Source organism: Thermotoga profunda AZM34c06, assembly GCF_000828675.1.
Taxonomy (GTDB): Bacteria; Thermotogota; Thermotogae; order Thermotogales; family DSM-5069; genus Pseudothermotoga_B; species Pseudothermotoga_B profunda.
In genome coordinates this window covers 1,640,442-1,653,551 of record NZ_AP014510.1, presented here as the reverse complement: position 1 = coordinate 1,653,551, position 13,110 = coordinate 1,640,442, and the positions used below count along the sequence as shown (strand labels likewise).

At 39.3% G+C, this 13,110-nt stretch carries 14 protein-coding genes; 4 read left to right on the top strand and 10 right to left on the bottom strand.

All coding sequences use genetic code 11. The features are described 5' to 3' along the window. Window positions 1–14: 14 nt before the first annotated feature. From TSP02S_RS08010 to TSP02S_RS07995, 4 genes are read left to right on the top strand one after another with little or no spacing between them, the layout of a single operon-like run. Complete coding sequence (locus TSP02S_RS08010; RefSeq protein WP_041083275.1) at window positions 15–959, top strand: ROK family protein; 945 nt, start codon at window positions 15–17, stop codon at window positions 957–959. After that, a complete protein-coding gene (locus tag TSP02S_RS08005; RefSeq protein WP_041083273.1) occupies window positions 956–1,429 on the top strand; it encodes a metallophosphoesterase family protein in 474 nt (157 codons plus the stop codon). The genes TSP02S_RS08010 and TSP02S_RS08005 overlap by 4 nt, the downstream gene beginning before the upstream one ends. Then, entirely contained in the window at window positions 1,390–2,373 is a 984-nt protein-coding gene (locus TSP02S_RS08000) for an adenine nucleotide alpha-hydrolase family protein (protein ID WP_144380752.1), read from the top strand. Before TSP02S_RS08005 ends, TSP02S_RS08000 begins: the two co-directional genes overlap by 40 nt. Beyond that, a complete protein-coding gene (locus TSP02S_RS07995) occupies window positions 2,360–5,170 on the top strand; it encodes a DEAD/DEAH box helicase (RefSeq protein WP_052465389.1) in 2,811 nt (936 codons plus the stop codon). The genes TSP02S_RS08000 and TSP02S_RS07995 overlap by 14 nt, the downstream gene beginning before the upstream one ends. On the opposite strand, the gene TSP02S_RS07990 is transcribed toward TSP02S_RS07995, so the two are convergent. From TSP02S_RS07990 to flhA, 10 genes are read right to left on the bottom strand one after another with little or no spacing between them, the layout of a single operon-like run. Further along, entirely contained in the window at window positions 5,159–5,833 is a 675-nt protein-coding gene (locus TSP02S_RS07990; RefSeq protein ID WP_171816333.1) for a hypothetical protein, read from the bottom strand. The genes TSP02S_RS07995 and TSP02S_RS07990 overlap by 12 nt on opposite strands. Further along, window positions 5,830–6,321: a hypothetical protein gene (locus tag TSP02S_RS07985; RefSeq protein ID WP_052465388.1), complete on the bottom strand. Its 492-nt coding sequence runs from the start codon at window positions 6,319–6,321 to the stop codon at window positions 5,830–5,832. Before TSP02S_RS07985 ends, TSP02S_RS07990 begins: the two co-directional genes overlap by 4 nt. After that, complete coding sequence (locus TSP02S_RS07980; protein WP_041083267.1) at window positions 6,318–6,614, bottom strand: hypothetical protein; 297 nt, start codon at window positions 6,612–6,614, stop codon at window positions 6,318–6,320. Before TSP02S_RS07980 ends, TSP02S_RS07985 begins: the two co-directional genes overlap by 4 nt. Then, the gene (locus TSP02S_RS07975) at window positions 6,568–7,308 is read right to left on the bottom strand and encodes a FliA/WhiG family RNA polymerase sigma factor (protein WP_082025970.1); all 741 of its coding nucleotides are present in this window, start codon (window positions 7,306–7,308) and stop codon (window positions 6,568–6,570) included. Before TSP02S_RS07975 ends, TSP02S_RS07980 begins: the two co-directional genes overlap by 47 nt. A 13-nt stretch (window positions 7,309–7,321) precedes the next feature. Next, window positions 7,322–7,804: a chemoreceptor glutamine deamidase/glutamate methylesterase CheD gene (gene cheD, locus TSP02S_RS07970; protein ID WP_041083266.1), complete on the bottom strand. Its 483-nt coding sequence runs from the start codon at window positions 7,802–7,804 to the stop codon at window positions 7,322–7,324. Next, window positions 7,804–8,406 (bottom strand): CheY-P phosphatase CheC, encoded by a 603-nt coding sequence (gene cheC, locus TSP02S_RS07965; protein WP_041083264.1) that lies wholly within the window; start codon window positions 8,404–8,406, stop codon window positions 7,804–7,806. The genes cheD and cheC overlap by 1 nt, the downstream gene beginning before the upstream one ends. A gap of 1 nt (window position 8,407) precedes the next feature. Then, window positions 8,408–9,094 carry a flagellar brake protein gene (locus tag TSP02S_RS07960; protein ID WP_041083262.1) on the bottom strand — a complete coding sequence of 229 codons (687 nt, stop codon included), beginning with the start codon at window positions 9,092–9,094 and terminating at the stop codon, window positions 8,408–8,410. Between the two features lie 9 nt (window positions 9,095–9,103). After that, window positions 9,104–9,934, bottom strand: a complete 831-nt coding sequence (locus TSP02S_RS07955; RefSeq protein WP_041083260.1) for an AAA family ATPase — start codon at window positions 9,932–9,934, stop codon at window positions 9,104–9,106. Beyond that, a complete protein-coding gene (gene flhF, locus TSP02S_RS07950; RefSeq protein WP_041083258.1) occupies window positions 9,918–11,030 on the bottom strand; it encodes a flagellar biosynthesis protein FlhF in 1,113 nt (370 codons plus the stop codon). The genes TSP02S_RS07955 and flhF overlap by 17 nt, the downstream gene beginning before the upstream one ends. After that, the gene (flhA, locus tag TSP02S_RS07945) at window positions 11,027–13,069 is read right to left on the bottom strand and encodes a flagellar biosynthesis protein FlhA (RefSeq protein ID WP_041083256.1); all 2,043 of its coding nucleotides are present in this window, start codon (window positions 13,067–13,069) and stop codon (window positions 11,027–11,029) included. Before flhA ends, flhF begins: the two co-directional genes overlap by 4 nt. Window positions 13,070–13,110 lie beyond the last annotated feature (41 nt).

Here is a 13,110-nt window from a genome sequence, read left to right as displayed (position 1 = left end):
CGGAGGTAGAGATTTTGTACGTGATCGGTGTAGATCTTGGAGGAACAAATTTTGCAGTTGGACTTGTTGATGAGACAGGAAAGATTGTTGCTCGGGTTCAGGGTAAAACAAAGGTAGATGATGGACCAAAAATTGTTGCTGAGAGATTAGCTGAAGCAGTGAAAAAGGTTAAAGGAAGCGTCGAAGTATTAGCTGTTGGGGTTGGTTCTCCTGGTAGTATAGATCACAATAAAGGCATCGTAAGGTTTTCTCCAAATTTTCCGGGATGGCATGATTTTCCTTTGGCTGAAGAGATAAGAGAACGTACTGATCTTGAAACTTATGTCGAGAACGACGCAAATGCCTATGCGCTTGGAGAGCATACCTTTGGAGTAGGGCGTGGTTATGATCACCTTGTTTGCTTAACACTTGGGACAGGCATAGGTGGAGGGGTAATAACCCATGGGGTTCTTTTGAGAGGTAGCACAGGCATTGGTGCAGAGTTGGGGCATATGAATGTACTTCCCAACGGTCCCAAATGTGGATGTGGATCAAATGGATGTCTCGAGGCACTGGCTTCTGCAACTGCAATTAAGAGATTTGTTCTTGAAGGATATTCAAGGCATGCAGATTCATCACTTTTCAGCCAAAAGAGACCTGATCAAATTACACCAAAAGATGTTTTTGAACATGCAAAGATAGGTGATCAATTTGCATTGAGCATTTTTGATATGGTCGTTAATGCCCTTGCGGTAGCTGTTGGTAGTTTGATCAATATATTCAATCCACAATTGATCGTTCTTGGTGGCGGTATAGCCAACGCCGGGGAATTTTTGCTCAACCCTATTCTTGAAAGATCTAAGGATTACGTGCTTCCAACTATGTTGGGAACTTATCAGATAAAATTGAGTGAGTTGGGTAAAGATGCTGGGATTTTGGGTGCGGCTTCAATCGTTTTTGAAAGGATGAAAAAGGTTTGAAGATTTTACTCGTTTCAGATCTGCATGTACCAACAAGATTGCCGAGTTTGCCATCTGAATTCTTGTATCTGACTGAACAAGTCGATTTGGTTGTTGCTACTGGTGATTTTGTTGATTTGCAGACCGTTTTGTTGTTGAAAGAATCTTCAAAACAGTTTTACGCGGTCCATGGTAACATGGATGATGTTGAAGTTAAGGAATATCTACCGTCACAGATGTCAGTCCAGCTTGAAGCGTTAAGGATTGGAATCTGCCACGGTTGGGGTTCTCCACAATCAATTCGTGAAAGAATCCTTCGTGTTTTTCACGATAAGCCCGATGTCATATTCTATGGGCATACTCATGAGTTTGACAACTCTTTTCTCGAATCCGTGAGATTCATAAATCCTGGTTCTTTCTGTGATGACAAAAGTTTCGCGTTGGTGGATATATGCAACAGTCAAGTGAAGGTCGAATTCAAGAGATTGTAGATAAAATTGTATTAGACATAAAAACCACGGTACAGGGTAAACTACTGGTGGCTTTTTCTGGTGGTGAAGACAGTTCGCTTGCTGCTTTTCTTTCCAAACAAGCCCTTGGCAAAGATAGGGTTACGCTTGTTACAGTCGATTGGGGTCCTTTCACTTATAATGCTGCAAAAAGTGGTGTCGTTGAAGCGGCAAGAAGTCTTGATCTTGATTTGATTTTTGTAGATGGTCATATCAGGCAATCTCAAATTTGGCGTCATGGACCAAGTTGTAATATGTGCACCAGATTTGCGAAACTTCAATCTGTACTCGATGTGGACCATACGTCTTATATCGCTACCGGATCAAATCTCTCGGACAGCTGGGGACAAAATGGAATAAAGATCAATGGGAGATTATACTCGCCGCTGATCGATCTTGATAAGAAAACTATTCGATTATTAATTGAATATCTTGGCATTAAACCGATGAAGATAGGAGAATCAACTCAAAGAGAAGGCTGCAAATTGAAGCATCTTCTAAAAATGATGATCAACTTTTCTTATCATGGTAAAGCTGTGAGTTGTGCAAATGAGATTCTACTGTCTTTTTTGAAGGAAATCAATCATGAGACCTTGTTAGCAAATGTAAAGATAATTGGTTCTCTATCAAAAAATATTGCTTTAGTAAACGTTTTACCGCATTTAGGAGAGCAGGAATCAGATGAAATTGTCCGAAGGTTGAGTGCTATAGATGTAATAGATGAAGTCCATGTTCTGAAAGATCCAGTTAAGTTGAAAGTTCTGGCAAACCCGGGTTTGTTCAACGAATCATTGGCAAGGACGAGAGTTTTTCAGGGGTTTATTCAGAAAGATTTTGCTGTTCCAGTCTCCGCTGAATGGTACAAGTCCTCCAACTCTCGCCTTAGAACCTTTCAAGTAGTAGGTTTTGAATATGACAATAGATGAAATCCTTCATAAAGATGAGAATAAATCTGTTTTGATAATAGTTCCTTCCGAACACGATGCACAATCATTGGCATCTAAGATGAATTGGAGATATTTTCCTTCTCACGATGTTTTTCCATTTGAAGAGATTCCTGTTTCATTCTCTGTGAGAAGAAACCGTATAGAAATACTTTGGGAATTACTCAATGGTTCAAAAGTTATTATAGTGACAACGCTCCACGCACTTAGCAGAAAAACGTTTTCTCGTGATCAATTAAAATCTGTAGCAAGAATTTTGAAAATTGGAGATGAATTTCGCAATTTCGATGAGTACTTGTTCAAAATAGGTTACGAGAGGACTTTTCTTGTTAGGAGCCAAGGAGAATTCTCGGTACGTGGTGATATCGTCGATTTCTTTGGGCCACTTTATGATAGACCAATTCGAATTGAAATGTTCGGCAATAGAATAGAGAGTATCAGGTTTTTTGATGTGATTTCCCAACGCTCTGTAGAAACGATAAATGAAGTAGTTTTATTACCTGCTCGAGAATATGTCAGTGACACTCACTCCTTTGACACAGTTCCCGGTAAAGCTGGCTCAAATTCTACTATTTTCGATTACACTTCCTTTGATACCTTCATTGTAGATTTTGAAAAATGTCAAGATGAGTTTGCCAAAAGAGAAAGAGAAAGTCGTGAGATGCTTGAGAATGATCTGGTTGATGAATATGTCAGGTGTTCTCAAGTGAATTTATCGGAACTTTTCAAATTCATCGGTGGGTTTACTCCAGTGGAATTAGACCTGAAAGCACTGAAGATAAGCGTGAAAGGTTCCAAGATAGAACAACTGCCAATCTTAGATGAGGAAGAGCTCAGCATAGGTGATTATGTCGTTCACAAAGATTACGGTATAGGCATCTATAAAGGTGTGGAAAAAGTCAAAAATGCATTGGGTTTAAGAGAGTATATCGTCATAAGATATGAAGATTCAACTGTATATGTGCCAGTCGAACGGCTTGACAGAATCCACAAGTATGTTGGGGATATTCAAAGTGTGAAGATAGACAGGTTACAATCCAAAAGTTGGACAAGACGTGTTCAGAAGGTGAAGCAAAATCTGAAAGAGAAGATCACTGAGCTCATTCAAATATATACAAAGAGACAGGAAGCAAAGGGATTAAGGTTGACTGGTGATGCGGAACTTGAAAAAGAATTTGCACGCACATTTCCATATGTGGAGACCCAAGATCAAGTAACGGCAATTGAAGAGGTACTTGATGATTTGGCAGATGATAAACCAATGGATAGACTCTTGTGTGGGGATGCTGGTTATGGAAAGACTGAAGTGGCACTGAGAGCTGCCTTTCGGTGTGTTGTATCTGGTAAACAAGTTGCCATTTTGGTTCCAACAACGGTTTTAGCTAAGCAACTTTACAGAATCTTCAAAGAAAGAATGGAACCTTTTGGAATCTACATTGAAATCATGGATCGTTCTGTGAGTAAGTCTCAAAGAGATAGAATTCTCCAAAATTTGCGTGATGGCATTATAGATATAATCATCGGTACTCACACACTTTTGTCCGATAAAGTGAATTTCTCCGATCTTGGACTTGTCATTATAGATGAAGAACAGAATTTTGGGGTATTGCAGAAAGAAAGATTCAAAAAAATGAGAGTTAATGTAAATGTGCTGTCTCTCAGCGCAACACCGATTCCAAGAACCCTTCACATGGCTATGACTGGTATGAAAGATATGAGTGTTCTCAACACACCACCGTTTGGTAGATTGCCAGTTATTACCTACGTTGCAAGATTCAATGAGCAACTTGTGAGAGCAGCTATATTGAGAGAGATCAATCGAGGGGGACAGGTTATCTACGTCCATAACAGGATACAGGATATATATGACGTGTATGAGCAACTCAAAAAAATAGTTCCAGAAATCAAAATTGTTGTCGCCCATGGACAGATGAGTTCGAAAAAGCTTTCAATGGCAGTTAGAAGTTTCTATGAACATGAATCCGACACAATTGTTTGTACATCGATTTTGGAGAATGGTATAGATATCCCAAATGCAAATACAATCATAGTTGATGATTCACATCGTTATGGTTTGGCCCAACTCTACCAACTCAGAGGCAGAGTTGGTCGAAGTGATAAACGTGCCTTTGCGTATTTTTTGTATGATTCGGATCTAAAAGGTTCAGCAGCAAAGAGACTTCAGGCAATAAAACAATTTTCAGGACCCGGTAGTGGTTTACGGCTTGCACTGACAGATATGCAGATAAGGGGAATCGGTTCTGTGTTTGGTTTGGAACAGCATGGAGATATCAACGAAATTGGATTGAATTTCTACGTGGAGATTTTGAGTGAGCAGCTCAAAAAAGCAAGAGGTGACTTGATCGCTGACGAATACAAACGGATTGATACAGATATAGAGGGTATACCAGGGGAATTGATTATCCCATCAGATTATGTAGAAAATCCCATGGAACGCATGAGAATATATAGAAGATTAGCATCTTGCAGAACTATTCAAGAGGTTGATGATATACTGCTCGAGTTAGAAGATAGATTTGGTGAATATCCTCAACAAGTCAGATTATTGGGAGAGGTCTTTAAATTAAGACTCATGGCATTCGCAAAAGGAATAGAGAAAATAAGATACACAGAAAATACTTTGGAAATCATCAGTAAGGCGCAACTAAACATCATGGCTGATAAAAGATACCTTTACAACGAAAAACTTGGAGCGTATTTCTTCTACAACATAGAACCCAATGATGTAATAGATTATCTGAATAGGTTACTTTTGTGAAATCACCTGAAATAGATATTCATTGGCACTTTTGAACACAAACAAATCAACTCGTTTTGATTTCTTCTGAGAGAGTTCAACCACAAGATCTTTCTCCATTATTAAATATCTTTTAGCACTTCCTATTGGTACAGACTTGTAATATCCTATGAATTCCAACTTTTCTATCCTTTTTTTGTAGTGCATCAGAAAGTCTTCCAGGGCTTTTAATGTTGTATCTGTCTTGGGAAAAGGCGATGGTTTGAATCTCATGATCTTTAAAATGGGAAGGTTTTTTTCTCTTACTTGTGTGCTTATTAAGTAATGCTGATGTAATTTAGCATCATGGAGATGAAATTCTTCTGATCTTACTGTTTGATGGAAAGATTCATTTTGACAGAACAAAGATACCAAAATTTTTGGATGTATAGTACCTTCATTGACTGAAATTACTCTCATGCAATCTAGTGAATTAATCTTTATAGTTCGTTGTCCAGTTTCAAATGATTTAACGATCAATTCGTTGACAGGTGATCGAAGTTCTCTTACCAAGCATGAAAAGATGCTCCATTTGTCCTTTATGTTTATCAAAACTGGTAAACTCTGGACAGATGGTGTGAAAGATATCTGCTGGATGTCATTTACCTTAACGATCCCAAGTTCCATTTTTAGGGATTCAATCAACTGGTGGAAGATTTGCATATATACTCAAGTGCCTTTTGCAGTCTTTGAAATGGTTCAAGAATATCGATTTCCTCAACAAGCTGTCTGAGTCTTTCTAGTTTCTCTTTGGTGATTTCCTTGGATGAAGAGATTCGAACAAAACCCGCTCCAAATGGGATGACACACTCATCTGAAGATAATTGATCAATCTGTTCTGAAGATGAAACGGTTTGAATAGCAAAGAAAACGTTCTCAGAAATACTTGTCAAGACTGAATTATCCACGAAAACAACTTCTGGCTTGTTCTCAATTTTTTTCAAAAGAGACTTTGCTATGACTTCGGTATTCAAATAACTTTCCAGTGACTTACCATATAGAATCTTTTGTAATGGAGTTGGTATTATTGGATCAGTATATTTGAATTCATAAGGTATACCAGATTCATCGACGATCAATATGCCACCAACGTATTTGTCATCTATTTTCCTAACAGATAGATAACCTATCATAATCTCACATCCAACATGAATCCCTTTTTTTCTTCCTTTTCTGGTCTCTGGCGCTTTCTACCGAAATAATACCCCCCAGACCCTCCTCCGCCTTCCTCAGTTGCGGTTTTCACTATTTTTTCCTCGATCTTATTTTCTGGATTGACCATTCTCATCTGTTGTTCTGCTCTGCTCAAGATTTCTGATTTTAACAGTTGGCTTGCCGCTATCTGGGCATTGATACTTTGGGCGGCGCTTGAAGATATATCAGTTCCTTTCACGATTACTGTTTGAAGATCGATCGGAGTTATCATTGTCCTCCCCCAAAATGTATCTTTTGATCTTTAAAAGAGCACTTGAAAGTATCTGCGATACTCTTGACTCAGTCACTCCTATAATTAGACCTATTTCCTTTAAAGAAAGATCTTGTTCAAATCTCAAAGATAACACCAATTGTTCTCTGGGTAGCAGTGTTTTTATAGCCTCTGTGAGCTTTTCGGCAACGATTTCTTTGAAGGCATTTTGTGAAGGCTCGTCTTGTTCACTCAAATTATCGGCAAATGAATCGAAATCTTCATAGAGAAATTCATCGAGTCTCAAAAGCTGTTTTCTAACAGTTTCATCAAGTGCTCTTTTCACTTCATTAGTTGTCATACCTGTGTGCAATGCTATTTCTTCTATAGTAGGATATCTGTTCAATTCAGATTCGAGTTCATAGATCGCCTTTTCCACTTCTTTAACATTATGCCTTAGATTTCTTGGCATCCAATCTATTCTCCTTAAGTAATCATACATAGCACCTTTAACTCTTTTAACGGCAAAAGCGTGTAAGTTGGTACCTTTTTGAGGATCGTACCTTCGAACAGCCGATAAGAGTGCCAAGACTCCTTCCTGAACCAAATCATCAAGCTCCACATTTTTGGGTAGATTGTGGAGCAGATCCGATGCTATTCTCTTTACAGTGGGTAACATCTCTTTGATTATTTCTTCTTCGCTGGTCTTGTACACATGATCATCCTCTCTATATTTCGATGATCTGTACGGTTTCTCCTCCTCCCACCTTTCTCACCAAGAGCTTACCGCTTTCGATATTGTATTCGATACTCCTTGCTCTATTACCACCTGTGTCCTCAGCTTTGAGTGGTATTCCATAATATTTCAGCCAATATTTCACGGCATCCACGTTTTTCTTTCCTATGTTCATAGTCCCCGAGTCAAACATTGCTGCACCACCAGCGATCTTAGCTTCAATCCTCGACTGAGTAGCTCCCATCTCAACAAGTTTCTCAACCAAATACTTTACAGCTGTATCGGCATATTTTCCCACATTTTTGACATTTCTATCTGAACTTTCCGGTAACATCACGTGTGCCATACCACCTATGCGAGCGACTGGATCTCTCATGCAAACACCAACACATGAACCTAAACCGAGTGTAACGATTATAGCCGGGTTCTTTTCTATTGCGGTTTCTCCGATTCCAATTATTATCTTTTTCACCATCAAAGTCCCACCTTCGAAAAGATTTTCTCCAAGCTTCCCTTTCCAGGTATCAAAAACATTTGTGAAGTCGCCGATTTAATCTCTTCGACAGTCAATTCTGTTTCCACAAATATGGCTTCATCTTCATAATTTGAGCTTGCCAATATCGCTTCAGAAACAATTGCTACTAACATGTCTATGCTCAACTCAGGAGGTAATGGATCTAAATACAACTGAGTGAATTCTGCAAGGGCTGTGATGTAGGAACCACACATAATATTGCCAATCTCTTTCAAAGCAGATGCCGAAATTTCATCGAGTTGCGTTATGTCTTCACAATTGCTTCCAAGAAGATCTGTCAAGATTTTTTTAGCGGCATGCCTATCGAGAATCAATAAGATGTCGATATCAACATCACCTTTGACAACCATTCGTATTCCTATTACTATATCTTCGGGTTGTGGAAACATAAAGACGATCTTTTCTATTGGAACCGTTTCTGCATTTGGGACTGTTATCTCGATCTTCTTTCCTGTAAGCGTTGATAATGCAGTTGCCGCATTACCAGTACCGATATTACCAATCTCTTTGAGAAGATCTAGTTGTCTTTCAGTGAGCTGCATCCTACGCCTCCTCTCTGTAAGGTGTCTTTCTCATCTTGAGTTCTTGTTGAAAAACAAAGACTACCAATGCTCTTTCTAATTCTGGTGGGATTTCCAGAAACTGAACACCGTATTCATAATAACCAGTTGATTCATTTTTACCAATAGTTCTCACAATTTGAGCTTTTTGTTGATAAAATTTTATGTTTTCCAAATCGAGGTTCACAAAGATCGGTTGTCCAACTTCGAGAATTTTATTTGTACACATCAACATACCGCCAGCACTGAAATCTCGTGTCACAAATCTATATTCCTTGTCATCGCCTGGTAAATTATAAGTTCCATTCAACACAAGTGGTATTCTGACATATCTCCGTCTTTGGATTCTTTTAACAGACGATGGAACAGTTATGTACATTATCAGAAAATTGCTCTCATCCCTTCCGTAATCTAAAACGCGGCTTGAAAAACCAAACACAACTTTGTCCGATAGTGCAGTCACATAAACAAAATCACCTCTTGGTAAAGGTACAAAACGTCCTTTCAGACTGGGCATTGCTATTTTGAGTACACCTTTATCAAAATAAGTTTCATGAACAGTACTCTTCAAGACAGTCTTTTCACCACTCTTTGATTCAGTCTCAATCAGCAAGGGCATCCCGGGCTTAATAACCGTTTGAGCATCAACTAAACTGATTTGTTCAGACATTGAAACACCTCAGCCAACGCCAAAGAGTGCTTTGACTTTATCAATGAATGACAGTTTCTTAACCACCTGCTTCTTAGTCACCACATCGGCTATTCCATAGATTGCCAGAGCCGGTTGGGACATCTTTTTGATCGTAACAAATGGTGTTTGCTTATTAACGCTATCTTTGACCATTGGTTCGTAGCGAATCAGGTGAGTCGATGTAATTGGAATGCCGGCAAATCTCGTTATTACGGAAACAAATCTCTCCATTACCTTTCTTCCCTCACGCATATCCTTGACCATGTTCATAACTATATGGAAGCCATCTGGGTCGACACCCTTCACTGTCATTAATTTTACAAAGGTGTATGCGTTGACAAGTGAAGTTGGCTCAGAAGCCGTTATCATTATGAGATGATCTGAACTTGCGTAGAATCTCTCGAGTTCTTCATTAAAACCTGGCGGAAAATCAAAAAGCACAAATTGATAATTTGATGCTACACGTTGGAGATGGTGATAAAGATCGGATTTATCTTGCAAATTAAATGTTATGAGATCATCGACATCCATCCCAGTACTTATCAAATCCACTTGATATGGAGTCTGGAAGATTATCTTTTCAAGGCTGACGCGCTTTTGCAAGAAGTCTTTCAATGTGTTTTTGGGTGTAACTCCCATCAATATCTCGGCATTAGCAAAACCAGCATCGGCATCAAAAAGAAGAACTTTTTCACCTCTCTGAGCGAGTACTATGGCTAAATTCACTGCGATTATTGTCTTCCCAACACCGCCTTTTCCGCTTGCCACACTTACAACTTTTGGTTGATTTTTCAACAATCCTTCAGCCTGATTGTGCAACCTTGAGCACCTCTTTCGAGAAAATATATGCGAGTTCCCTTGCATTTGCTTCGATAATATCCTCGGGAACTCTCTGACCATTTGTTATAAAAGCAATAGGAGCATTACTTGATTGTGGTACATTGATTATATGTCCATATGATTTTGTCTCATCCATCTTTGTGAGGATTACATGTGTATATTTTGCCACAGCAAAACGGTTCATGATATCTTTAAAGTCAGAATACTTGCAATTCATACTTGCAACCAGAAAACAAATATGAGGTGAAATCGTCTCTGCAAGTGCCTTTAATTCACTCATCTGTATATCGTTGTTCTGGCTTCTACCGGCTGTATCTATCAGAACGCTATCAAAATCGCGCATGGCATCCAATTCCAGTCTTGCTTCCCTTGGTGTATAGGCAACTCTCAGCGGTATATCCATGATCGTTGCGTATGTTTTCAATTGCTCTGTTGCCGCTATCCTGTAGGTATCAAGTGTGAGAATAGCTATTTGTTTTTTCTCTACAAGCTTTAACCTTGCTGCGAGTTTTGCCAGAGTTGTAGTTTTACCCACACCAGTTGGGCCTACAAGAAGTATCACTTTTTCAAGTTGAGGTACCTCGGTTCTCATAAAAGGTATAATGTATTCGGCGAGTTTTTGTCGAAAAGCTTCATCGATCGCGATATCACCATATGCGATCCTTATGTACTCGATAATTCTGCTAATAACCACAGGATCAACATCATGAGTTTGAAGTGCTTTGAAAAGCTTCTGAATGTTCTGTGGGAGATCACTCTGCTTGTTTATACTCAACATCGATCTCATTTCCTGAATCATCTGTTTAAGTTCTCTTATCTCTTCTTCCTGACGTTTTTCTTTATTTTTCACCAATAGTTCTTGAAATTTGTAAACCTCATTATTTTCAACTCTATCCTGATGCGATTTATCCTCGCAAACAGCAGTGACCTCGAGATATCTCTTAGCTCCTATTCCCAGGAATCCGCCCTTTTTTATACTTCGTGTACTCAGTATAACTGCATCTTCACCCAAATCCTTTTTAATTTGTTCAAGAGCCTCCTTTATGTCGTTGACCATATATTTTTTAACTTTCACAGTTTGACCACGCCCTCTACTTGGATTGTTACGTCATCTGGAAGCTCTTCATAAGCTATCACTGGAACATTTGGAAGGAATCTCCTTATGATTGAAGAGAGATATGGTCTTATAGCGCCTGAGCAGACAATAACAGGAGAAAAACCTTTTTTCATGAGACCTTCAAGTTGTTTTGAGGTTTTCTCCATTAATTCTCTGAGGATCTGCGGATTGAGTGTTATTTTCTTCTCTCCATTCACATCTTGCAAAGAATCCAAAGTTCTTTTTTCAAGTTCATGATCAAAAGCTATGGCATGAACTTTACCATCATCAGAGACGATCGATTGTACTATTTGACGTCTAAGAGCTCTTCTGATTTGTTCAACGAGGTATACCATGTCTGTTGATTTCTCGCCGTACTCTAACAAAGTTTCGAAAATTAAAGGAAGATTCCTTATTGAAATCCCCTCGCTCAAAAGCTTTTGCAATATTTTTTTGACATCGGTTGGTTTCAAAACACCTGGTATCAAATCACTCACCAACTGTGGAAATTTCTCTCTGAGACCATCGATCAACATATTTAATTCTCTTGCACCAAGTAGATCTGCAGCGTTTCTTTTCAATACTTCTGTCAGATGTGTTGCAAAAACCGTTGGTGGATCCACGACTGTGTAACCAAGTCTTGTAGCCTCATCTTTCCTTGAGGGTTCAATCCAAAAGGCATTTAAACCAAAAGCAGGTTCCTTGGCTTGGATGCCTGGAATTTTTTCGACTGCCGTTCCTGGGTTGATTGCTAATAAACGATTTGGCATCAATTCATACCTTGCAACCTCAGCTCCTCTTATTTTTATTAGATATTCATTGGGTTTGAGAAGTACACTATCCCGTATTCTGACTGGTGAAATAACCAGTCCAAGGTCAAATGCAATTTGCTTTCTTATCATTGTCACTCGCTCGAGTAAATCTCCACCTTGAGATGGATCTGCGAGTGGGAGTAATCCATAACCGATCTCCACTTCCACAGTATCTGTTTGGAGAACCTCGGCAACTTCTTGCGGTGTCGTCAAAATAGGTTTTGCAGGTGCAGTTGGTGCTGGTCCCGCTGGAGCAGGTGCGACTTTCTGTGGAACAGCACGAGCCGTATACAAAGCGAGCGCTATGAAGATAATACCAATAATGGTACTTGTCATGGGTAGAGGTGTGGCAATACCCAAGAATGCGAGTATCACACCGGTTATCACTATTACCTTTCTCTCAGAAGAAAGTTCTTTCACAAGATCTTGACCAAGATTCTCTTTAGATGCTGCTCTTGAGACTAATATGCCTGTAGCTGTCGAAACAAGTAGAGCAGGAATCTGCGAAACCAAACCATCTCCAACAGTTAGAAGTGTATAAACCTTTGCCGCGTCAGCGATGGAAAGGCCGTGTTTTAGGATACCTATCAAGATACCGCCTATTATATTCACAAGTACTATGATTATGCTTGCTATGGCATCTCCTCTGACGAATTTTGTCGCACCATCCATCGCACCGTAAAAGTCGGCCTCTCTGCGAATTGTTTCACGTCTTTGCCTCGCTTCTTGTTCGGTGATTAAACCTGCATTGAGATCTGCATCAACACTCATCTGCTTGCCAGGCATAGCATCAAGGGTAAAGCGGGCTGCAACCTCTGCTATTCTTTCAGCTCCACGAGTTATCACTATGAACTGAATTATAACTAATATTATGAAGACCACAAGTCCTACAATATAGTCACCTTTTACAACAAATTCACCGAATGTTCTGATGACCCTCCCCTGGAACTTTTCTCCTTCCAAGAGAATCAGCCTTGTTGAGGCTACGTTTAGTCCAAGTCTAAACAAGGTGATTATGAGTAACAATGTGGGAAATGACGACATATCAAGAGCATGCTTTATATACATGGTAGATAGCAAAATTACCAAAGAGAGTGCAATATTAAGTAGCTGGAAGAAATCCAGCATGATGTCAGGGATAGGTAATATCATCAAGAAAACTATTGCCACAATGAGAACGGCAACGAAGATATCCACATTCTTCATCAGAGCACTCCCTTAATTTTAAATTATATCAAATATCAAGT